At 40.8% G+C, this 20,180-nt stretch carries 22 protein-coding genes and 1 riboswitch; of the genes, 2 read left to right on the forward strand and 20 right to left on the reverse strand.

Annotated features, from left to right (window positions below; genetic code table 11):
- Nucleotides 1-13: 13 nt before the first annotated feature.
- The 10 genes from C1I38_RS12000 to C1I38_RS12045 all read right to left on the reverse strand — a co-directional run bounded on the left by C1I38_RS12000 (nucleotide 14) and on the right by C1I38_RS12045 (nucleotide 10,046).
- Nucleotides 14-1,381: a UbiD family decarboxylase gene (locus C1I38_RS12000; RefSeq protein ID WP_119776526.1), complete on the reverse strand. Its 1,368-nt coding sequence runs from the start codon at nucleotides 1,379-1,381 to the stop codon at nucleotides 14-16.
- 17 nt (nucleotides 1,382-1,398) lie between these two features.
- Nucleotides 1,399-1,935, reverse strand: coding sequence for a hypothetical protein (locus tag C1I38_RS12005; protein WP_020491063.1), 537 nt, complete (start codon nucleotides 1,933-1,935; stop codon nucleotides 1,399-1,401).
- 67 nt (nucleotides 1,936-2,002) lie between these two features.
- A complete protein-coding gene (locus C1I38_RS12010) occupies nucleotides 2,003-2,728 on the reverse strand; it encodes an energy-coupling factor transporter transmembrane component T (RefSeq protein WP_119774482.1) in 726 nt (241 codons plus the stop codon).
- Entirely contained in the window at nucleotides 2,715-4,211 is a 1,497-nt protein-coding gene (locus C1I38_RS12015; RefSeq protein ID WP_119774483.1) for an ABC transporter ATP-binding protein, read from the reverse strand. Before C1I38_RS12015 ends, C1I38_RS12010 begins: the two co-directional genes overlap by 14 nt.
- Before the next feature lie 109 nt (nucleotides 4,212-4,320).
- Nucleotides 4,321-4,501, reverse strand: a riboswitch (cobalamin riboswitch).
- A gap of 57 nt (nucleotides 4,502-4,558) precedes the next feature.
- On the reverse strand, nucleotides 4,559-4,759 hold the full coding sequence (locus C1I38_RS12020) for a zinc ribbon domain-containing protein (protein WP_119774484.1): 201 nt from the start codon (nucleotides 4,757-4,759) through the stop codon (nucleotides 4,559-4,561).
- 277 nt (nucleotides 4,760-5,036) lie between these two features.
- Nucleotides 5,037-5,702 carry a Crp/Fnr family transcriptional regulator gene (locus C1I38_RS12025; RefSeq protein ID WP_119774485.1) on the reverse strand — a complete coding sequence of 222 codons (666 nt, stop codon included), beginning with the start codon at nucleotides 5,700-5,702 and terminating at the stop codon, nucleotides 5,037-5,039.
- Nucleotides 5,703-6,022: 320 nt separating this feature from the next.
- Nucleotides 6,023-7,237, reverse strand: a complete 1,215-nt coding sequence (locus tag C1I38_RS12030) for a 4Fe-4S binding protein (protein ID WP_243109313.1) — start codon at nucleotides 7,235-7,237, stop codon at nucleotides 6,023-6,025.
- Nucleotides 7,238-7,485: 248 nt separating this feature from the next.
- Nucleotides 7,486-7,791, reverse strand: a complete 306-nt coding sequence (locus C1I38_RS12035; RefSeq protein WP_015045246.1) for a hypothetical protein — start codon at nucleotides 7,789-7,791, stop codon at nucleotides 7,486-7,488.
- 12 nt (nucleotides 7,792-7,803) lie between these two features.
- The gene (locus tag C1I38_RS12040) at nucleotides 7,804-9,345 is read right to left on the reverse strand and encodes a reductive dehalogenase domain-containing protein (protein WP_021315290.1); all 1,542 of its coding nucleotides are present in this window, start codon (nucleotides 9,343-9,345) and stop codon (nucleotides 7,804-7,806) included.
- A 344-nt stretch (nucleotides 9,346-9,689) separates the two neighbouring features.
- Nucleotides 9,690-10,046 carry a helix-turn-helix domain-containing protein gene (locus C1I38_RS12045; RefSeq protein ID WP_119774486.1) on the reverse strand — a complete coding sequence of 119 codons (357 nt, stop codon included), beginning with the start codon at nucleotides 10,044-10,046 and terminating at the stop codon, nucleotides 9,690-9,692.
- A 125-nt stretch (nucleotides 10,047-10,171) separates the two neighbouring features.
- Here C1I38_RS12045 and C1I38_RS12050 point away from each other — a divergent pair, with 125 nt between their 5' ends.
- Nucleotides 10,172-10,477, forward strand: a complete 306-nt coding sequence (locus C1I38_RS12050; protein WP_119774487.1) for a pyridoxamine 5'-phosphate oxidase family protein — start codon at nucleotides 10,172-10,174, stop codon at nucleotides 10,475-10,477.
- Nucleotides 10,478-10,617: 140 nt separating this feature from the next.
- Here the strand turns inward: C1I38_RS12050 and C1I38_RS14080 are convergent, their stop codons facing one another.
- The 3 genes from C1I38_RS14080 to C1I38_RS12060 are packed head-to-tail and all read right to left on the reverse strand — an operon-like array spanning nucleotide 10,618 to nucleotide 12,589.
- On the reverse strand, nucleotides 10,618-10,761 hold the full coding sequence (locus C1I38_RS14080; RefSeq protein ID WP_020491072.1) for a hypothetical protein: 144 nt from the start codon (nucleotides 10,759-10,761) through the stop codon (nucleotides 10,618-10,620).
- Nucleotides 10,762-10,774: 13 nt separating this feature from the next.
- On the reverse strand, nucleotides 10,775-11,947 hold the full coding sequence (locus C1I38_RS12055; protein WP_119774488.1) for a uroporphyrinogen decarboxylase family protein: 1,173 nt from the start codon (nucleotides 11,945-11,947) through the stop codon (nucleotides 10,775-10,777).
- Nucleotides 11,948-11,950: 3 nt separating this feature from the next.
- A complete protein-coding gene (locus C1I38_RS12060) occupies nucleotides 11,951-12,589 on the reverse strand; it encodes a cobalamin-dependent protein (RefSeq protein WP_020491074.1) in 639 nt (212 codons plus the stop codon).
- A 401-nt stretch (nucleotides 12,590-12,990) separates the two neighbouring features.
- On the opposite strand from C1I38_RS12060, the gene C1I38_RS12065 reads away from it, so the two are divergent.
- Entirely contained in the window at nucleotides 12,991-13,665 is a 675-nt protein-coding gene (locus C1I38_RS12065) for a Crp/Fnr family transcriptional regulator (RefSeq protein WP_034381941.1), read from the forward strand.
- 4 nt (nucleotides 13,666-13,669) lie between these two features.
- On the opposite strand, the gene C1I38_RS12070 is transcribed toward C1I38_RS12065, so the two are convergent.
- The 7 genes from C1I38_RS12070 to C1I38_RS12100 all read right to left on the reverse strand — a co-directional run bounded on the left by C1I38_RS12070 (nucleotide 13,670) and on the right by C1I38_RS12100 (nucleotide 20,014).
- Nucleotides 13,670-13,876 carry a hypothetical protein gene (locus C1I38_RS12070; protein ID WP_083916694.1) on the reverse strand — a complete coding sequence of 69 codons (207 nt, stop codon included), beginning with the start codon at nucleotides 13,874-13,876 and terminating at the stop codon, nucleotides 13,670-13,672.
- Nucleotides 13,877-13,904: 28 nt separating this feature from the next.
- On the reverse strand, nucleotides 13,905-15,083 hold the full coding sequence (locus C1I38_RS12075) for a 4Fe-4S binding protein (RefSeq protein WP_020491076.1): 1,179 nt from the start codon (nucleotides 15,081-15,083) through the stop codon (nucleotides 13,905-13,907).
- A 115-nt stretch (nucleotides 15,084-15,198) separates the two neighbouring features.
- Complete coding sequence (locus C1I38_RS12080) at nucleotides 15,199-16,593, reverse strand: reductive dehalogenase (RefSeq protein ID WP_026156198.1); 1,395 nt, start codon at nucleotides 16,591-16,593, stop codon at nucleotides 15,199-15,201.
- A complete protein-coding gene (locus C1I38_RS12085) occupies nucleotides 16,594-16,977 on the reverse strand; it encodes a hypothetical protein (protein WP_020491078.1) in 384 nt (127 codons plus the stop codon).
- A gap of 231 nt (nucleotides 16,978-17,208) precedes the next feature.
- Nucleotides 17,209-17,910: a Crp/Fnr family transcriptional regulator gene (locus C1I38_RS12090; protein WP_020491079.1), complete on the reverse strand. Its 702-nt coding sequence runs from the start codon at nucleotides 17,908-17,910 to the stop codon at nucleotides 17,209-17,211.
- A 432-nt stretch (nucleotides 17,911-18,342) separates the two neighbouring features.
- Entirely contained in the window at nucleotides 18,343-19,692 is a 1,350-nt protein-coding gene (locus C1I38_RS12095) for a reductive dehalogenase (RefSeq protein ID WP_119774489.1), read from the reverse strand.
- A gap of 13 nt (nucleotides 19,693-19,705) precedes the next feature.
- Nucleotides 19,706-20,014 carry a dehalogenase gene (locus C1I38_RS12100; RefSeq protein ID WP_026156667.1) on the reverse strand — a complete coding sequence of 103 codons (309 nt, stop codon included), beginning with the start codon at nucleotides 20,012-20,014 and terminating at the stop codon, nucleotides 19,706-19,708.
- Nucleotides 20,015-20,180: the final 166 nt, after the last annotated feature.

The raw sequence follows: 20,180 nt of genomic DNA on the forward strand, positions 1-20,180 counted from the left end.
GAACACACAATCCTTATTTGGCATATTTAAGAAGCCGTTGCACTGCTTCTCTTACTTCATCGTCCAATTGGATTTTAGGGGCAAAACCGCTTAAGGGCTTTGTGGCATCAATCCCCATTTTGGACGTACGGCTTAATTCATCCGTTGAGGGATCAAGGGTCACACCCATTCCCAGGTGCTGCGGTAAAATGGAAACCCCTTTGTCCGCCTGCAATCTTGTGGCAAGTGCCCATAGGACTTCCCCTTCGTTAAAGACATCAACATCTTCATCCACCACAACGACCATTTTGATGTTGTGGTCGACGGCAAAAGCGGCGTAAATGGCCTGCATAGGCTGCCCTTCGGCAATTTTTTTCATGGAGATATAGCAATGAAAAAGACCACAGGCTGAAAAGGGTGCATGAACTGCTTTGATATTCGGTAAAGTCTGATGCAGGGCATTTAAGACATCGCCTTCCCGCTGTAAAGCTACAACGGTAATATGCTCACTGCTCATCCCCGGTGTTAAATCATGGTAAAAAGCATTTTGGCGGTAGCGGATGGCTTTGACTTTAAAGACATTCTCCGTACTTCGATAGCAGGCGTAATTGGTAAATTCAGCGAAAGGACCTTCCTTTTCCCGCACATCAGCCAGTATTTCGCCTTCCAAGACAATTTCTGCATAGGCCGGAACCTGTAAATTCACAGTAGCGCATGGCGCAACTTCTAGAGGTCCACCAAAAAGTCCGGCGATCGCCCCATATTTCCCCTGATCATAAGGGACGAGGGCCATGGATCCTAAGGCGATATTCGGATGGACACCGATCACGATAGCTGCTTCCAGACTCTCCCCTTTTTCTTCGCTTCTGCGGAAGTATTCCCAGAGTCTTTGGCGGGAATGAAGCGAAATCCCTAATGTATCCTTACTTTTTAACTGCATACGGTGAAAGCCTAAGGTTTCGACACCGCTTTCAGGGTCTTTAGCAACACACAGGCCTGAGGTTACATAAGGACCTGCGTCAATCGGAAAGTGCACAGGAATGGGAAGCTTATAGAGATCGATGTCATCTCCGGTGAGGCAGTGGTCGGCAAAAGGAGGGTTATCAATGACTTTTACCTCTTCAATACGGTTTTTGATGCGTTTCGCATACGTTTCAGCAACTTTAGACGCATCGACCCCCAGGCCTTTTCCAAACCGTTCTCTCGTACTGAGAATACTGGTAACCACAGGGAACGCGCTATTTTCTACTTGATCGAAAACCATGACGGGATAGCGGTGCTCTTTTTCCAACTCCATGATTAACGTACTGATCTCATATTCTCTTTTGACTTCTTCGGTGACGTATTTCACTTCACCATCTTGATCAAGCTGTTTCAAAAAATCTCTTAAGTCCTGACTCATTTAGAAGCCTCTTTTCTCTATTGAATTAGATTTGATTTTTTCAGGCTGTCATATGTCAATTTTGTAATAATTGTGGATAATGGCCAACAGACAGCAATTGTAATTAATGCTTCAATAACGGCAACCTTCACAGGTAATTGGTAAATTCCCATTAACCCGATACAGACAACGACATTCCCTAAGACGTTACAGAGAAATAGCGCGAGAATATGGTGCCACCACTTTTCCATGGAATACTTGGCTGCCACGAATGATACGGCAAGAGACCCAATGGCATTCGCAAAAATAAAAGCAATCCATAGCGGGCTGTACCACATGGAAATTAATGCTTCGACTTCCCCTGCAATCATTCCGGCAGGCTGTTTATAAAGCAGGACGATGAGTGCCGTAAATGAAGCCCAGACCGTACCGTTAATTAAGTACATACCTGCTTTGCCTGTGGGAAGAAGATTGTCAATAAATCCTGTAGCTTGACAGGCTATGACAAAGACAATACCTAAGAGAATAGACCCCACGAGCGCTTTTGTGTCGGTTCTGAAAAAATTTTTATTCATAATGTCCTCCTAAAAATATTTTGTATATTTCCCTCTCGTTAAATTGTTTACATGCATTTTGAAGTTATCAAGGTACTAAGTTAACAGTAATGAAAAATAGGACAAGAGCCGTCATGCTGATCATTTCCCAGCTTTTTAAATGCAAATGTTTGCCAAACGTCCGCTGCTTGCTTCGGCCATAGCCTTTTAACTCCATTGCAAGAGCGATATCTGAAGTATGCCGGACTGTGCGATAGAGCAACGGCATAAACGTTAACGGAAGATTTTTGATTCTATTTTTAATCCCTTCCGAGGGATAACCCCGAACCGATTGACTCTCTGAAATTGCCAGATACTCCTTTTGCATCAGAGGAAAAAAACGTTTTGTCATAACGACCAACATAGCATAACGATAAGGAACACCCCACACTATAAGCATTAAAGCCGCATCTATGGCAGAAGTCCAGGTCGTAAACTGAACAGCAGCCAAAGTCACGGCTGCCGTGCGGGAAATACCCAAAGCAGCAGCCGGAATAGCGCCTGTATAAACAGACAGAATACCCCATTTCCAGAGAATATCTCCATCCCGGCAGAACAATAGCTGTATGACAACAATCTGCGAGGCTACTAAAAGCATTATTGGCAGCAGTATTTTATATTTTTTTAAATGGTTAGAAAAAATACAGTCCGTAATCATTACCAATGCAATCATCCCAATTTCCAGAATCAGATTCTGCGAAAACAAAGCCGTAAGGATCAGTGTTAAACACCATACCAACTTCGTACGTGGATCAATTTTTTCAATGAAATCCATAATCAACGCCTTCCTTCTGGAAATCTAACCCGATGTCTTTAAGGGTCTTTTCATAAGAACCAATCTCTTGGGCCGGAATATCCAATGCCAGACGGTGCTTGTGCATTGCCACAATACGATTGGCATATTGTTTGGCCAAACCCAGATCATGGGTAACGAGAATAACTGTTTTACCTTGCTGCTGAAATGCTGAGAGCAGCTCCATGATCACGACACTTTGTTCTTCATCTAAGCCTGAGGTCGGTTCATCAGCCATGATAATCTCAGGATCTCCTACTAAAACAGAGGCAATTGCCAGTTTCTGACGCTGGCAACGGCTGAGCCTATGCGGATGGATATCGGCGTATGCCAACAGCCCGACTTCAGTCAAAATTCCATTCACTTTCTCTTCAATTTCCCCTCTCGGCAGTTTCCTTGTTCTTAAAATAAATGCTACCTCGTCTTTTACTGTATTCGAAAAAATTTGAAGATCAGGGTTTTGAAACAGAAAACCTATTTGACTGCGTATGGTTGCAAAATTTCTTTTGGTTAGGGGTTTGCCAAATATCTGAATTGCACCAGCATCCGGGACAAGCAGACCTTCCATTAACTTTAAGAGCGTCGTTTTGCCTGAACCATTGAGTCCAATCAACCCAATAAAATCGCCGTGATTAATCGACAAATCAATTTTCTCACATCCCTTAAAATCCCCTTTATAGGTAAAGGTTAGATCCTTCACTTCAATTATTTTTTTATCTGTTGCTGTAATATTTTTTGCTGGGCTAGTTTTTTTATTTAACCGTTCTAGATAGTCATCAGGGCTGCATTCTTCTTTAATGGCTCCTTCAGCCATGATAAGAATACGATTGGTATAGGGGAGAATATCGCAGGCCCGGTCCATTACCATAATCACGGTAACTCCCTTTTCTCTGTTTAAATAAGCGATATGAGAATAGAGGTCTTGTTTTCCCTTTCCGTCTAATTCTGCGGTGGGCTGATCTAAAACAAGAATAGGAGTTTCCATCGCTAGAACACTTGCCAATACCACTCTTTGAGCTTGACCGCCGGACAGCCCATCCGTATTTCTTTGTTCAAAACCCTCCAGTCCAACGAATTGTAAAGTTTTTTTGACTCTATTCTTAATTTCCTCCCAAGGAAGTTCCATATTGGCAATGCCGAAAGCAACCTCTTCCGCCGCCGTGATACTGACAATCTGATTTTGCGGCTCCTGCATCATATAACCGATGTAATCGCACATTTTTGCTAAGGGGATTTCATGGATGTTTTGCCCCATCACCTTAATGGTACCGTTTAACTGCCCATTGAAAAATTGAGGCGCTGCTCCGGTGATGCTATGAAGCAACATCGATTTGCCCGATGCAGCTTCCCCTGTAATAGCAATGAAATCTCCTTGATTAATGGTTAAGTCAATATCTTTTAATACTTTTTTTGTTTCAGGCGGAAAAGCAAGAGATTCTATTTTAAGCTGTACCGCAGGTTCCATCGGATGAAAGCCTCCATATAAAAATCTAAACTATGTAAACGACATGCATACAAAAAAAGTTCCAGTTTTGAGAGATACTAACTCTCAAACTGAAACTTTACCATTGCTTCATGTTGATATCTTCATTGGCAGGTCTTCTGACTCATAGCTTTAACCGATTTCTGTGCCTTCCCGATTTCTCAGTGGCATCGTACAGTCATCACAGCTATTTACAGCGGCGGGTCCGTCCAGGAATTGCACCTGATTCCCTATTCTTCTCGATAAGAGACACCAAAAAAGAATGTATGATTATTACGTCTTATTCTAAATGAAATTGAAGAAAAGTCAAGAGAAAAGATGGTGAGATTTTAACATTTGCAGCCAGGACTACATTTCCCAGATGAACAGGTTTTACCACCTTTAACTCCATAGGCATTAACCGTTGTAAACCGCTGAGTTATTTTATCATCAGCGCACTGCGGACATATTTGTTTGTCTCTTGAACTAACACTACAAAAAACAGAAAACTTGTGACCACACTTTTCGCAGATAAAGTCATAAGTTGGCATTTAATAACCTCCTAAAAAATCTTTTCTTTATCAAATCAATAATAAATTCATTGAATCCCCAACATTATATCCGTATGACATCAGGAGAAAATACTAGTACCATGTCAACCCTAAATCTATATATCCTGGCGGCAGATTTCTGTTAATACTGCGTTGTCGTCAATCACCATACGCTCGGTATGCCTCAATCCTCCGCCTTGTCTTAAAAGAAATCTGCTCCCCATTATATTACAGTTTTAAGGTTGACAAGGTACTAGCTGGTCTTAATTGTAGATCTTTAAATATGTTTCTGCCAGTTTTTTAGACGGCTATAATCCTGTATAATGATCCCTCCATATATTGGCCGTATAATGTTCTCAGATTTTAAGTCGCGAAATAATTTTGACACCGTTACTCTTGTTGTATCTGCAAGTTCAGCCAAATCTTGTTGATTGATAAACAGTTGCATCCCTTGTTGATCTGCAAGTGCACATAAAGTTTCGATAATTCTATGGTCTACCTTGTAAGTGTAATGTTTCTGCAGCCGGCTTATATGGTTATTACTTTTCATTGAAAGGTCGTAGAGCAGCTCTTCAGTAAGCGTAAAATCAGACTTCATCAAACTTTTCATTTCCTGAATTGAAATTGCAGCGGCTACTGTGTCTTCAACAGCCGTAAATGAACCGAGAGGGGGAATACCGGTAAACAATGGCGCAATCATAAATAAATTATTTGCACCCAAGACATCAATGAGAACCTCATTGCCTTCTTCGTCAACTTTCGAATATTCAACCGTCCCTGTAAAAATATATAATAGCTTCTCAATCGTAATGCCTTGTTTAATAATAATGCTTCCTTTGGGATATAACAATCTTTCTCTATCCGCAAAAACTTTCTTCCAACCATCTATTGGCGACCGGAATAATTTTGTGTGTTTCAGCCATGGTAGATCATTATCACTCATGATTACACTCCCTTGTACTTAGCCTTATACTTAGACTAATTAATATGTGAAAATGTAATTATGTTGTTTCCTTGTCCTGCCTAAATCTCCTGATAATTAGAGATATGGGCAGACAGAACTACCCTTACCTTGATTATATATTATTTTTCTTCGTGGATATAGTATGCAGATAATGGACATCTAACGGCGAGCGTCAATTTAATTAACGCTGGTGAATGGTTATAAAAGTTGTTTTATGTTGCTAAATACTAAGATTATAACTAAAAATAAGATTGTCGCTGTCAAAGTACAGAAAAATACTTCCTTAGAGCCAAGGTTCCTCATAGTGTCCTTCCTTTATTCGTTAGAATACCTTGTTCCTGTTTCTTTTGGAAAAGGGAATTTACGAACCGTCTTGCTTTAATGATGATTTCATTGATCACCCCGACCGGACAAAAGTATAAACACCAAAATCTTCTAATAAACAGCGATACAACCAGGATAATACTGAGCAGTATCCATTGCACACTCACCCCCTGAAATCCGAACAGGACTCCAAAGGGCTCATAACTGCCACCTACACTCGGTGATTTAAAGCAAAAGCTTAAAATCAGCACGATCCAAACTAACATGTATTTAATTTTTTGCAGCCATGTTCCTATATTATGATTACATTTTAGTTTTCCGCCTCCGATTTTTGCCAGTATCTCCTGAATTCCTCCAAAAGGACATAACCAATAACAGTATAGATTCTTTCCGCTTAAGAAAATAATTAATGGAATCCCGACGATCAAAATATACCAAAAAAGATTTTGTTTAAAAGCTGGGAAGAATCCCATTAATCCGCTGGCAATGTTTGCAAGTGAAATTGAGCAGTTAAACCAGAAACCTGTAAAAAATATACTGCATATAATAACTACCCAGCGCAGCTTATTGATTTTCAAACGCACTCCTATAATCGTTGCAAATATTAATAAAGCCAAACCTATTTCTTTAATCCCCAAATTAATATTCTCCGAAGGCTCAGAAATATTCAAGGCAAATTGGTTTCTACCCAGCCCATGACTAGCCTGGCGGACTGCATCGGTAATTCCTCTTGATGATAGCGTAGCACTGGTCACCTTGTCGATATCCCGTCCAATTTCCAGCGGTTCATCTACAGATTTACCTGTAAATTGCTTCAGAAAATCCCCTCTCAAAACTGATTGAATATAGGATGGTGTTTCCGTAGCATACCCTACAACCCGAACTTTTAAAATGTTACCGTTGGGGTCTGTAGCCGTTAAAACAGATACAGGACCGCCATAGCCGCTTCCTTGGCCAAAAACTACGTATCCCTGCAGCGTATCCTGACCGTTGATATTCTTATAGCCTGCATAGGTCAGAGGATGAGTTTCAATTACTTCAAACTCCTGAGCATTGCTCAGCATTGAGGGTAAGAATTGCTGGACATCCATCTGTCTGCCCTTAAAACTAAACAATAATGCGATCATTAAAGATCCATAAAACATAAATAAGAACAGTTTTTTTAAATGAGCTTTAGACAAATTACACATCTCCCGGTATACCATCGTTTATTATATCCGCACTACGTGCCTTTCTCAGCACTTCCCACCTTAATTGAAACATAGTGCATATAGTTCCAAGTCTTGTTGGATCCGGCTACAAGAGTGTCCCTCAAATTTTCTTAAACTGCTAACCACGCTTTTACGACAAACGGTTTGACTGCCCAGCGATTATATTTTTGTTTTCTCTCTGGGCAGCAAACCATTCAGCCTTACCTTAAAACTGAGAACAAAAATAATTACATTTTAGATGCATTATCAATTATTTTTGCTTTCGGTACAGTAAAAAACCAACGCCAGATCCCGACTCCTGAAATTACAGTGATTGCAGTCAAAAAGACTCCGCCCATTAAAGCCGCACGAGACTCATTTTCACCGAGACTAGTGAAAATAAATATATCCGTTAAAAAGAGTAATAAAACCCACGCACAAACGACTAACCATTTCCACCAATTTAAGCTTTGACCACGTTGCTTCGACCATGAATACAACCAATACACAGCTACTGCTGTTCCCATTCCTGCAATGAACGAATAAAGGCTCATCCGCTATCCCTCCTATTTCTTAAAGATGCCTTCCGGTATTCCGTCAAAGAACATATCCGTTCTCATCCACCAAGGCACGTCTTTATAAGTCGCCCACGTCGGAGCATTATAATCGTCCTTTGACGGACTCGGATAAAAGCTCTTTTGCCCCCATAGCATGATTTGATGTGCTATTCCGGTTCGATCTCTTACAGCCAATTCACGGCTATACTTATGCAACGCATTGTCAAATCTGCGCCACGGACACACAGAATAACAAACACCACACATATGTCTGACGGGAACAGAAGCATAATAGTTCTGACATTTTTCTCTGTCTGACATCCAACGTACCACGCCATCGTCCTGCAGTTCGGGTTGTCCGCTTGGAATAGAGCCACCAGGACATTTTTCCGCGCAAATCCCGCACTTGTCGCAGAAATCCTTTAAGCCCATGTTGATTGGCCGATCCGGCTCCATAGGAAGATTGGTCAGTACAACAGCCAATTTTACCGAGGGTCCAAATTCAGGTGTAACCAATATGCCGGGCCTTCCCATCTCACCTAATCCGGCATCAATTGCTAACGGTGTGGGTAAAAGTTCATCCCACCCTATAATTGGGTTTCCGTTATATCTGGCAGGATACCCCAAAGCTTTAATAAAACCCGTAAGTCTTGCAGCAGCAAGACCTGACCGCGTATATGCCTCAAATGGACTGTAAAAAAGCGGTGTTGCTTCTATTAAATTAGGTTCATGGGGTACAGCAATGACAATTGCATATTGCCACCAATCCGGGATGTCTATGGGACCACCTCTTACCCCTCTTGGCGTTATTGGATCGATTCCTACCGCAGCTAAAATTGGAAGCATCCTAGGGTCCACGCCACCACCCCAGCCCAAGATCCACCTCGGATTGACTTTCGTAATACCCACTAAAGTCCCACCAAAGAGGCCTGCCATTTTTTTAATAAGTTTGCTTGTTTCTTTTGGATCCTTAACTTTTAATGGTTCTTTGATTACACCCTTAAAGTCCCACTCTTTTGGGTCCCCTACTAAGGGAGCAAGCATGCTGGTCCAAGCCTTGTTCCATGCAGTTGCAATCCCCCACATATCCTTATTCATTTTTTTCTCTTCTTCAGCGAGGTTCGGAAGAAGTTTGGTGAACCATGCTCTATCGCTTTCCAGTTTATCAGGATGCTTTGCGTAATATTCTTTCAATCTGGGCATTAAATTTTCTTCGCCTTTTTTGCTTAATAAAGCATCTTCCTGATAGTACAGACGACGAAAGGTTGGTGAATCAACGTCTTGATCCACACGATTGACCGGTCCTTTAATCTCATAACCAGGCTTATCTACTCTAAACGGCTCACGATTAAAATATACTTCCCCTTGTTCTGATTCCCATCCCATCATCGTATCAATGGACTTTGCATCACCAAAGCTGCTGGCGGCAATTCCCCCGAGTGCCGCTACACCTCCAGCAAGCCCGGCAAATTTAAATAAAGAACGTCTGCTGATTTGAACGGATTTAATCTTGTCTACTACCGAGCCATTTTCTAACTGGTTATTTTCCATCCTGTTCACTCCATTTCAATTTGTGAAAATAAAAAAGATAATGTTAAAAGTCCCTTAGAGCTAAACATTTGCGCAATGAAGTCCTGGTTTTTTAGACTCGTGAGTCTATACCTCTCCTCCTTTACTTAAAATACAGATCATATCTTAAACATGAGCGCTCGTATTCAGTTTATAGCAGTCAACTTTTTGTGTATGTTAAACAAATACTTTTCTGAATATTCAGAAAAGTCAAATGTAAACAAAGGAGCAATAGACTATTTCAGACTAATGCTCCCCAAAAATATTTGCCTTATTTTACATAGTTTCGGAGTTTACGCACAGAGTTTCTTAGTTTTTGTTTAGTATTATTCGGACTCCTGAACCTGAATCCCCCAATGTGCAAGTTGTTTTAGAATCGGCATCAAGTCACTACAAAGGTCCGTCAATGCATATTCAACCCTCACCGGCATCTCCATATATTGTTTGCGGTAGATAAGACCGTCTTCTTCCAATTCCTTCAATGAACTTGCCAACATCGTATTTGTTATGCCTCTAATCTTGCGTTTCAGTTCATTATACCTTGTTATACCGTCTTGATTAAGCGCGCATAAAATAGGCACTTTCCATTTTCCGCCTATTAACCTTAGTGCGCTTCCTAATGGACAGTCCTCCATACATGGGCAGTTATTTCTGCATGCGCTGCTGTTTTGATCGCTTTTCATAGTCAGTTCTTCCTTACCTACTCATCATTTTCTGCGTACTTGAAAAATAAAATACAGATGGTAATATTGTACTAGGTAGTAAAACTAAAGTAAAGACGATCAAAAAATATTAAGGAGATGACGAGATGGTTATTAATGAAGAGATCAAAGCAGTCATTGAGGGTTCGGCCTTCCTCTCCCTTGTTACGCTAGGTACAGATGGCATTCCTCACCCAATCATTGCAGGCAAAGGCGAAGTTGTAGACGACACAGTAGTTTTCGGCATTTACAAAATGGAAGTAACACAGCAGAATTTAGCAGCTAACAAAAATACATGGGTTGTTGCAGCCACAATGAACAGCGGACCTAAAGGCTATCGTCTCGCTGGGACAGCTGAGGTCAAGGATAAACAGCTCATTTTCACCCCGTCAAAAATTGATGCTCTGATATAGACCTTCATACTTTAAGAGGCGCATATCAACCCTCCCTGTAGGGACAGAAAAAGCCAGGATTTCTTCCTGGCTTTAGGCTGTGTAAATAATCTGCAATTTTTGATATATCTTTTTGTACCAATGTTTTTCTTATTGTCTTTTTAAAAGAGTGAAAGAAAAGTTACATATGCAAAGATCATTTCCTGCCCAATATCCCAATTCATACCCATCGCAGGATCTTTATCTGCGAGCTCCGGATGCTGTTTAACTATATCACTCCAAGAGATCAACAATTGTTCTTCCATCGTGAAGCACCTCCTATTTATAAATGCCATATTCCATGACAAATTTATTTACAGCGATGATATTTTCTGCCTTGCCATCAGCTGGTGCAAGAAGTTCTTTATCGGTACCAAAAATGTAACCGCCGCCTTCCATACCGTCGATTAATTCTTTTGCTTTGGCGATACATTCTTCCTTCGTGCCATATTGCAGCAAGGTAGCAGGGAAAAGCCCGATGACACACAAGGTGTCTGTCAGTTTTTGTTTAAGTTCCTTGGGATCACCATGTTCGAACCAGCCCCCTGTTTTCTTGGCCGGCAATTCTTGAAGATGATTGTAATAACGCGACCAATCGCCTTCGTAGAACGGTATGACATAGACATTATGGGCAGCAAAAAACTCCATGATCATTTTAAATGACGGCCAGTAAAACTTGTCAAAGTCCGCTGTTTTAAGCATCGGAGGTAAATGCAGCGGGAAAAGAAGGACCTTTGGATTTGGTTTCGGCGGACCCATGTGCACCTGGCCCATGCCAAGCCTGATGACCAACGGTGTAAATGCCTGGACAGCCTCAGCGAATTCCGCCGGACGACGGCGAATATCCATGAATGCGTTTTTAATTCCCCGGAAGAAATCTGCAATCCAATCCAATGGGTGTAAAATAATGCCGTCAAATAGCAAAGGCATTCCGTATTGTGCGGCAAGCGAACCCTCTATAGCTCCCTTTTGGCCGCCATACATTCCAAACTTCATGGCACCTTTGGCAAATGCTAAATCCCTCATCGGGGAATCCTTAGCCAGTTCGGCATATTTTCGCGGCAAGATCTTTTCTACTAAAAACCTGAATGGATCTTTAATAAATTCTGGATATTCATCATCATTCATCATTTTGGCAGACTCGTCAGAATATTGGACGATATTGCTGTCACTTAAATAGTGGAATGCCTTGCTCCCCAACGCCTGATACACGCCACCCGGCCTGTTATAAATCATATGGATCATATCCACTGAAAGCTCATCTGCCACTTTCATTAGGGCTTTACCGCATTTATCCGTATCCCAATTGGTTTCTGCATCGGTATACCCTGCAAAGTAAGAACTCCAAGTACCATAAGTACCCAGTACCGGAACACGGTCTGCTTGTTCCAACCTTAAGGTTTTAAAAACACGATCCAAACGTTCTTGATAGAGGTTCATAACTTCACTCATTAATCAACCCACCCATCTTTGGCATATTTTTACGCCTTCAGCCGCGTTTGTTGAAAAGGCATCCGCCCCTATGCTTTTACATACATTCTCATTAACGGGTACTCCGCCGATAATCACCTTGACTGAATTTCTAAAGCCTGCTTCAGTAAGCGCATCAACTGTTTCTTTCATACTGTCCAGCGCCAAAGTCAGTACACCGCTTAATCCGACAATATCTGGGTTTACTTCTTTTACCTTGTCCACAATCTGGTTAACCGGAACATTGATCCCTAAGTCGATCACCTCAAAATTTGCGGCTTCAACCATGGATCTGAATATATTTTTGCCGATATCATGAAGGTCTCCAAAAACTGTGGCCAGGACAATTTTTCCGCCTTTTGCTGAGGAACCTGCACTTAAAGCCGGTTTGAGCTTGTCCATTACGCTTTGCAACATTTCCCCGGCGAAGACCAGGTCTCCGATAAAGTACTCGCCCGAATCATAACGTTCACCTACGAGCGTCATACCTTGCTGACAGGCTTTAACAACTTCTTGAACTTCTGCGGCATTGTTGTCTTTGCTTAGCACTTCATCGATCGCCTTGTTTAGCACGTCTTCGTCCAAATCGGACATTGCTTGGGTCAGAACTTTCAGATCCACCACTTCAAATCATCCTCCTTGAATTTTTCATTTTACCGGTTGTGTCTGCAGCTTTTAGCCTGGAATGATTTTCATTCCATTTTATTGTGTATACAAGTAAATATATCACATGCTAACAATGTATGCTTTAGTTCGCGCTTAGATTTTTTTATATTCTTCTAAATTTTCAGTTATCATTTTTTGGATCAAATTTAATTTATAATAATTCACAAGCGCTAGGTTATATTACTTAGAGAACTGTACTTTAACGTAATATAAATTATTTTGGTCTTCCGACAATCCCTTTGCTTTTCTGTAGATTATATTACTTTTAAAAAATGCAAACTGTGTATCGATTCACATATTTCCAGAAACAGACATGATATGATAAATTCAGGGGAATTTATATTATCGAGGTGATTACAGTGTTTGATTATTCGCATTTTCCGTGGGAACCTTCATCTGAAGAATTATTTGATTTTATGAAGAAGAATGGTCAACGTTTTACTGTAAGCAAAGGAGAAAAAGTCATAAACACTGGTGAAAAAATAAAATATATCCAGTGTGTCGAAAAAGGAACATTAAAGGCTATGATGTTAAGTAAAGACGGAAGACAAAGAACAGTGAGCATCATTCAAGCTGGAGGAATTTACGGTTTCGTTCCCGTACTTTTGGGAGTAGAATCGTCTCCCCTTGAGATAAGAGCTTGGGAAGACAGCACAATTTGTTATATCACTAAAGACCAAGCTTTTGAAAAAATTAATGACAACCCGGTTCTGGCATTTGCTTTTATGAACTACTTGAGTAATTACGCCATTGCGCTTGTAGAAAATTTCGAATCTCTTTGGTTTTTTAATCCAAGACAGCGGTTTTTACTCTTCTTACGTAATCTTTATTCGCTTAATCATTTAGAATATGATCATTGGTATAAAGCCCCTTACGTCCTTACTCATCAGGAAATCGCCGAATCTATTGGTGCTACGCGTGAATTTGTTACGAAACAATTTTCTGATTTAAAAAACAAAGGCATGATCAAAGTCATCGATCGGAATATCTATTTCCCTAAAGACTTCAAATCATGGGTTGAATCGCAATTATAACTTTTTATTCTACTGAAAAGTTATGCATATCAATATTTTCTGGAATTTCAGGCTCCTGAAGAGTTTGGGATTCCATATTAATTTTCTGAGCATTTAAGTCTGCAACAGAATTAGAATCTATGTTCTGCCAAAAGATCAGACCGATTAATACAAGGGTAACGACACATAAAGCATGGTTTAGGATATTACCAATATTGTATTTATTATTCATTTTCTCCCTCTCGTTGATTTAATTACACCTACTCGTTTTTATTCATCGGCATTTGGTGCCGGGTAACCTTCTCAGGTGAGTGTACCAGTTTTCCGAGTCTACGCCTGATTTTGGCGCAAATATCCAAAAAAGCACCTACTGGACAGAAGCAATCGCACCAGAACCGATAGATAAAGATAGACACTGTTATAATCACAAGCAATAATAGCCAATTAAGAACAGTCCCTGTAAGCCCAAACAACGTACCAAATGGTTCATAACTGCCAATCGCCGGGTTCCGGTACAGAAAAGTTAAAAGTAAACCTGACCACAACAGTATCTTAGGCAATAATTTCAGGGCCTGATTAGATACTCTTCGGCACTTGCTGCGACCTCTTACCATACTTGTTAATTCTTGTACCCCCCCGAAAGGACACAGCCAGTAACAGTATAGGTTGCGTCCTGAAAAGAGAGCGATCCCTAAACCACCTAGTACGATTACATACCAAATCATATTACTGTGTATAGGGGGCCAATACCCCATCAATAATGCCGAGATAGAAGATAAGGAGATCTGGATCTTAAGCCAGAACCCAAAGATAACAACTGCAGCAAGTAAGGTAATATACCGTATCTTGGACTTCTTCAACACTAAGCTTAGGACCAATACGGCTAAAAACAGAATGATTGCGCTTGCTTCCGCTAACCCAAACTTCCAGGATTCCGGCTTTTCCGATATACTTAGACCAAGTTGATTGACGGCCACTTCATGACTTCCCTGTTGTACAGCATTGGCGATAGCCCTGGAACTTACTGTAGCCCCGGTGACGGAATCAATGTCAGCACCCAGTTCAATCGGATCATTTGCTTTTATGTTCTTGAACTGATCCAGGAATTTTGCCTTTAAGACTTTGTTCAAAAAACTGGAGGTCTCTCTACTCTCCACCACCACAACTTGTTGGATCTCCCCCAGCGGATCGATTACTGTAGCTATCTTCAATGGCCCGCCATAACCATTGGCCTCTCCAAAAACGACATAATAATGATCCTTACCGTTGCTTTGATCAGCTTTAAATGTTGGAGGGTTGTTATTTATTTCTTCGAAGCTTGTTTGCGGCAAAATTTGTTTCATGTAAAGGAGCTCGTCCTTCTCTGCTGCCATATTGGAATATGCCAAAACCCCGATCAACATGGCAACCGCAACAACTATCATTATGCGTTTCAACATTATTGCTTCCTCCAGAAGTATGACTAATAACTGGGTTGACAAATGAAGTACATAAAAACCTAATAATGATATGCCGGCTCCCGCTTGAGGGCCGGCATATCTTTTATCGTTCTACTTACTTCCTTGGAAAGAATTTATTAGGATCCTGCGCCCACCAGCTTGCCACATCTTTGGGTTCTGAATAACCTAACATTTTTTCCATCTTAACAAGCGTGGACCCTAGCGTCGGTGCCAAATGCGCTGCTAACTTATGCATTTCAGTTTTGGGTTTATTATATGGACAATAATGAACACAGTTACCACAAGCACTTATATTGTGATCATCCCAATACGCTTTGCATTTACAAGCATCGATCGGCCATTTTTTGACACCAGAATTTGTAGTGGAATATACGGCTTCGGCAGTACGATGATTATCCTTGGGAATAGACCCGGAAGGACAGTTATCAGCGCAAACCGCACAGGTCTCGCAGAATTTGGTCACTCCCATATCTATAGGTTTATCCGGCTGGATAGGCATGTCGGTGATCACACCGCAAATACGCAGGCGAGGTCCAAAGTCTGGGTTGATAAGCAGACCATTCCGTCCCATTTCCCCTAGCCCTGCATCAACAGCCATCGGAATTCCCAATCCTGGTCCATAACTGCCAAATGGCCAAGCACGGTAACCCATATAATTAATAAAGAGAGCCAAGTGCATAATCAAGAATTTATCAAAGCTGTACGCCCGATACGTTTCAGCTACTTCAACACAGGAAAGGGTACGCTGGTAAGCCTCGTAGTCCATTTCAATACCACAGACGATAACGTTATTCATCTCTTGAGGCAATTCATCATCTACATTCGGCAGTTGTAATTTCTTTCTTTCTTCGGGTGTCATCACCGGTCCCAACAGACCATTTTGAAGACCGAATACTTTTTCAAAAAGACGTTTAGCATCCGTCTTCCAATTCTCGGCGTGATACCGGTGACTATAAAGCCAATCTCTATTAAGCTTACATGTCCCGACAACGCTTGCGCCATAATGCTTAGCGGCCATTTTCACGGTCTGGGCTGCTTCTTCCGGACTACACTTGTATGGTTGTGTTAATCCCGGAGGAAGCTCCGGCTCCCATAGATGCGAAGCAGCAAAGCTACCAACTTTAAACATCAGCGCGGAACTCATAAATAATGACAGATCACGATGATCAAATCCCGGTTTTGGTGTACCGGAAGCGATGTTTTTTACAGTATCATGAAGCGCTGTCATCCCTTGCGGGCCAAACATATAGAACGACTGGCTTTCGTCCCAATACCCGCGGGAATGGGCGTTATTTCTATTATCAAACCGCCCAACTTCACCTTCAACCTCATAAGGCGGTTTATCCACTCTGGGGTATTCCAGCGCACTCGCGGCACCGTCTCCGAGTAATTTCTCTCTTGTTCCGGGCGTAAGTGTCAATATACTGGTCAGAGCTCCAGTCAGTGCAGTGCTTTTTAGAAAGGACCTTCTGCTAAGTTTCTTAGACATTTATGCTTTTTCTCCTTTCATTAATTTGGCAATCGTATTTTTTACAAAAGATTTGCTGACCAATAATTGAGCAACAGCAACAATAACGACCCCAATAATACCCATCAGGAATAATCCGACTATTCCGGCTTTGGGTTGCCCCTCCCATACTCCCATGTAGAGCCAATATACTAAAAAATCTACATAGAGTGTAACAAATATTGATAATACCCAGTTCCAGATGCCAAACTTGCGATTCTTCTTCTCCACAGTCTTTTTGTATAATTGAATAAGCAATACAGTAGCAAGACCCAAAATATATGCGATAATTCCACCCATACTATCGACCACGTCTCCCTTCTTTTCTACTTTTCCTTCTCTTTGTAATTTTTGCTTTTTTACCATTTTTTACCTGAACCTAATAAACACAATCATTAATGGGAACTTTTCATGTATTTTTCACGCCATATCCCCTCCTTGTGAATACTTTTTTAAACTTCATACGTCATCCGCTTAATAATATAAAGCATAATGTTTGAATTTTCTGTGTTACGATACACATAACATAACAAGAGGCCGACCCAAAAGTTTAATTCTGAGTCGGCCTTGGTATATATTTTTTACCATTAACAAAAGTCAGTACTTTAAAACTTCATCAATCATAGAAGCTAATTTTGAAAGATTGTAAATGTAAATTCTATCTTTTGTTTTTTTGAGTATTCTCTGCTCTTCTAGCATCTTAAACAGTTTACTCACTGAAACATAATGAGTTCCAGTAATGTCTCCGATGGTTTTTTGCGTTAGTTTGGTGTTTATAATGTAATAATTGTCAACAAACTTCCCTTCAGAGATACAGAGATTATATATAAACCGTAATATTCTGCTTGACGGCCGGTAATAACTTAAATCCCTTGTTTTAGCCATAAGACAATAAGACTTATCAAGAATATTCTGAATAACTCCTAGAAATACCTGTTTATCCTCATCAAATATTTCCAGAATATCTTCAAGCGCAAAAAAATAAACCGTACTTTTTCTGATCGCATAAACCTGAACTTCGCTATTGTCTTCATTTGAATTGATTGCTGCCCCGATCGTTTTTTCATTAATATGAAAAAGAAATTTGGTACAGCCATCATCTGAACCAATGCTTACACCCAGGCATCCAGACTTGACATAAAGAATAGAATTAGCATTTTTACCCTGAGCTTGAACAATTGCTCCTTTAGGAAATATACGTTTATGTGCCAGATGCAGGTACTTCTCTAGTCTTTCAGTTTGCTCAAAATTCTCAAGCATATAAGGTCGGGGAATTTGCTTCTTATTAATATCATCCATTATCTAATTCCTCCTTTTGCATATACTAATATCCTTTATCGATTCTTATGCTAAGATTAGATTTAGCAGGAGGTTGATAAAAGTGTATAAAATTAGTTTTAGATAATACAAAAAGATTAGATATTATGCCTTCACCTGCTAAAACAAATGAAGAATTGGGTCTAAACTTAGTTTACCAGGAATTATCTTTTTATAAAGAGTTTGTCAATTATTAGAAGACGAAATTAATATCAAAGATTATATCTTTTATATTGTGTATTGGTTACATAAATTATGAATATATCGTTCATTTTTTTACATAGCAATTTGTCTCTGATAACATTCGGATATAACAACTTAGGACTATTCCTTCCACTATTATATCCGAAGGGCTACCAGAGACATATGCATTTTCCTATTAAATTCTTCTTTGAATCTTACATACTCAATGAGTTAATAACGTTCAGGCCACTCTAACCACCATTTGTACTTCTCAATCTGTTCAGTACCATAGCCAAATATATCGTCAATCTGTTTGAGCAAACTAGAAGCAGTTTCACCGTGACTACCAATAAATGTACCGGCCTGATGGAACCAGGAGTCTTCTTTGGAATTCCATGGGCATACTTTCATGCAGCGTCCGCACATGGATCCTTCTTTATTGGTTACACGGAATTCAACGCATTTCTTAATGTCACTCTGCCAACGCAAAATACCATTCTTTTCAATATAATCCTCGTCTTGGGTAATCGCTCCCGAAGGACAATTATCGGCACATTTTTTGCACACCCTACAGAAATCCTGAGCGCCGAAATCAATTGGCCTATCCGGAAGTAGCGGCAAGTCCGTGGTCACAGCGGCAGCTTTGTTGCGGAATCCAATTGTTGGGTGAGCTATACAGTCACCTGTCCTTGTCATCTCTCCCAGTCCTGCGGATACCATACATGGAGCCAGGATCAAGGCATAATTGGAAAAATGATGCGCTCTGGCATTATAACCAAGATTACGGATATAGTTTGCCAAAATTACCGAAATAACGGCGGATCCATGGTAACCAAGGAATGATTGGGAACCGCTGATGCCGTCATAGCCGGTAGATGCCATCAAGGTCTTCAGGTTCTGATCAACCATGATAACGATGACATATGGCAGGCTCTCTGTAACAGGTTCTGATTTAGACAAGTCATCTTTCATCAAATCTGCAATAGGAGGCGACTTGAACTCATAGTATGCAAAGGCAGGCATTTTACCAATCCCGACTTCATCAGCCCGTAAAAAATATGCGCAATCTTTGATATGTTGGGACATTTGTTCGGGGTCGGGAATCGGCAACTTGGTCGGCGAGGGCTTTCCGTCAACCATTTCTTCAGGAGCAAGATTCATAGCAAAACCGCCGATAGCAGCATTTAAGGGGTGCTTCATAACAAATTGGAAGTGGTAGTACCCTCTTTGAGATTCCGGCGTAAGTTTGCCGCGACAAGCCAGAGCAAATCCCATCTCGGCTTCGTGGGTATTTTTGACCGTACCGACAAGCTTCGATGTGCCTAGCCACTGGTCATTGTGTTCGACAAATCTGACGGAAGCACCGCCATAATCCATAACGGGATGAAGTTTGGACTTTGCGCCGTTCTGAGGCACTGAAGCATTTGTCACTGCATCCGCAGCCTTTGCTGGTAAAGCGTTTACCGCTCCGAGAATCCCCATGCCAATAGCAGAAGCGGCACCAGCTTTCAAAAAGTTGCGTCGGTTCATCTGTAATTTTGGCTGTTGTTGCCTTCCTTCATGATCAGAAAACCTGGACATTTTTTTCACCTCTTTATACTTCTACGCTTGAATTTGTACGTCTTTGTTTACCGAGAAAGCCTAAAAGTCTGGCTAGTACGACGGCGAGAACAACTGATAATCCTAAGAACAAAAAGATTGCAGTACTTGTGGCCTTAACATGTCCTACGATGGAATTAATATAAACAAAAGAGATTCCGGTGGCGGTAATCAGATACCAAATAACGTACAATCCCCAGTTCAGGACAGTTTTCCATTTTTGATCCTTTTTCGCCCGGGGTTTAATAAAGAGGATACCAGCTAAAAACAAAATTCCGGCTAAAAAAACTAAGAAAGTTCCCATTTTTTTCACCTCCTCCATACAATTTGCATTTCTCAGAAGCCTTACACCTACGTTGAATCAACCGACCACAAACAAATACATCTGTTTGTAAATCTGAATTGACCAGATGAACGGTTTGTGAGAAATCTATCGTCAACGAGATCATAACACTAAAAAAAAAAAAAAA

Origin of the sequence: Dehalobacter sp. 12DCB1, from assembly GCF_004343605.1 — a bacterium.
Lineage (GTDB): Bacteria > Bacillota > Desulfitobacteriia > Desulfitobacteriales > Syntrophobotulaceae > Dehalobacter.